This is a genomic window from Rhodococcus sp. EPR-147 (assembly GCF_001647185.1).
GTDB lineage: Bacteria > Actinomycetota > Actinomycetes > Mycobacteriales > Mycobacteriaceae > Rhodococcoides.
On sequence record NZ_LVCU01000272.1, the window covers coordinates 1 to 1,940 of the forward strand.

The 1,940-nt window shown below is 65.5% G+C and carries 3 protein-coding genes; 1 reads left to right on the plus strand and 2 read right to left on the minus strand.

Translation table 11 applies throughout. The features are described 5' to 3' along the window. Together A2J02_RS12955 and A2J02_RS12960 are read right to left on the minus strand one after the other, a co-directional pair. The coding region (locus A2J02_RS12955) for an elongation factor P (RefSeq protein WP_068050560.1) at positions 1 to 390 on the minus strand (390 nt) is incomplete at its 3' end. Between the two features lie 77 nt (positions 391 to 467). Further along, on the minus strand, positions 468 to 1,571 hold the full coding sequence (locus A2J02_RS12960; RefSeq protein WP_068050561.1) for a M24 family metallopeptidase: 1,104 nt from the start codon (positions 1,569 to 1,571) through the stop codon (positions 468 to 470). Positions 1,572 to 1,677: 106 nt separating this feature from the next. Here A2J02_RS12960 and A2J02_RS12965 point away from each other — a divergent pair. Further along, the coding region (locus A2J02_RS12965) for a B-4DMT family transporter (RefSeq protein WP_197478014.1) at positions 1,678 to 1,940 on the plus strand (263 nt) is incomplete at its 3' end.

The following is a 1,940-nucleotide window of genomic DNA, read 5'->3' on the forward strand; positions in this document are numbered from 1 at the left end:
CTCGACGGTGACGGGAAGCTCGACGTACAGCGGAACGCCCTCGTGCATGGCGACCTGAACGCGCAGGTTCTCGAGCAGGAAGCGTGCGCCGTCACCGACGGTGGCCTCACCGATCGAGAGCTGGTCGTATGTGTCGGCGTCCATGAACACGTAGTCGCTGCCGTCGTGGTAGAGGTACGTCATGTCGCGGCGGTCGACCGTTGCGGTGTCGACCTTCACACCGGCGTTGAACGTCTTGTCGACGACCTTGCCCGAGAGCACGTTCTTGAGCTTGGTCCGCACGAATGCGGGTCCCTTACCGGGCTTGACGTGCTGGAATTCGATGATCGACCACAGCTGGTTCTCCAGGTTGAGAACCAGTCCGTTCTTGAAATCGCTGGTGGAAGCCACTTGCTTCGCGTCTCCTCAATCGTTTGTGCGCGTGACGCGCCGTCGGTCACGGGCTTGGATTCGCTCCCGCCCGCGCGCTAGACGGACGTGAGTTCCTTGCTTGTCAGGGTGAGCAGTTCCGGACCCCCGTCGCGAACGACGAGTGTGTCCTCGATCCGAACGCCGCCGCGACCGGAGAAGTAGACACCCGGCTCGACGGTGACCGCTGCACCGCTCAGCAGTGTACCGGTGCTCGTCTTCGCGATTCCCGGCGCTTCGTGGATTTCCAGGCCGACGCCATGGCCGAGCCCGTGGAGGAAGTACTCCCCGTACCCTGCGTCCTCGATCACCGAGCGTGACGCGGCGTCGACCGAGGCGGTGGTCACTCCCGGTGCCAGGGCGTCGCGACCGGCAGTCTGCGACCGCTGCACCAGCTCGTACAGATCGCGCTGCCACTGCGCGGGACTACCGATGACGAAGGTTCGAGTCATGTCCGAGTGGTAGCCGCCGACGAGTGCACCGAAGTCGAGCTTGACGAAGTCGCCGTCGGCCAACACCGCATCGGTGGGCCGGTGGTGCGGGACCGCCGAGTTGGCACCCGCCGCAACGATGGTCTCGAACGAGATCGCATCGGCACCGTGGTCGAGCATCGCCGATTCCAGCTCGCGGGCGACCTCACGCTCGGTCCGGCCTGCCCGGATGCCGCCTCCACCGATCAATCGAGCCAGGGCCTCGTCGGCGGCGCGGCAGGCGTCCCGGAGCAACCCCACCTCGAACTCGTCCTTGACCATGCGCAAGGACTCCACGACACCCGGTGCGCGGACCAACTCCGCAGCACCGTCGAGCTCGGACCACGCGCGATGGGCGTCGACGGTCACCACGTGACTCTCGAAACCGATCCGGCCGCCGCTACCCGACACGCCCGATCGAAGCAGGTGTATCGCCGACGCCCGGTCGATCTCGGCCCGCAGATCCGGCACCTGCTCGGCCACCTGGGTGACGTACCGACCGTCTGTGCAGATGACCGTCCGATCCTCGTCACCGGCCGAATCGGCCACCGAGACCAGTAGCGCGGCGTTGGACCCGGTGAATCCAGTCAGATATCGCACGTTGAGAAGATCGGTGATCAGCATCGAATCGAGTCCGTCGGCGGCCAACAGTTCTCGTAGGGCACCACGACGGGCACCGAAATCGGCAGGCATGAGCCCGACATTACCGGTCGCCCCACAGGCTCCCCCTCCCTCGACCGGCTCGTCGAACTTGTGGGCCCCGACACACAAACTTCGACGTGCGGATATGCTGTGCCGCATGACTGGGTGGGCAGTGCGTGGCATAAGTATGGGATTGGTCAACGTCGTCGTTCGACTGCTGCTGGGGGCAGCAGTGTCGATGTGGCCGCTGAGCGGATCGGCACTGCGCTGGGTGGCATACGCCCTCGTGCTGCTCGTCATCATCGTGTGGGCCGGCATCGATGGAATCCGCGACCGGCGCAAGCATCCCGACCCCGAGGACGGCGAGGACCTCACCATGGTCTGGCTCAAAGCCGCTGTGGTCGGTGGACTCCTCGGTGG

Excerpts from the sequence above, each read along its gene's own strand:
- A2J02_RS12960 (WP_068050561.1), bottom strand. The coding sequence starts at position 1,571 with ATGCCTGCCGATTTCGGTGCCCGTCGTGGTGCCCTACGAGAACTGTTG.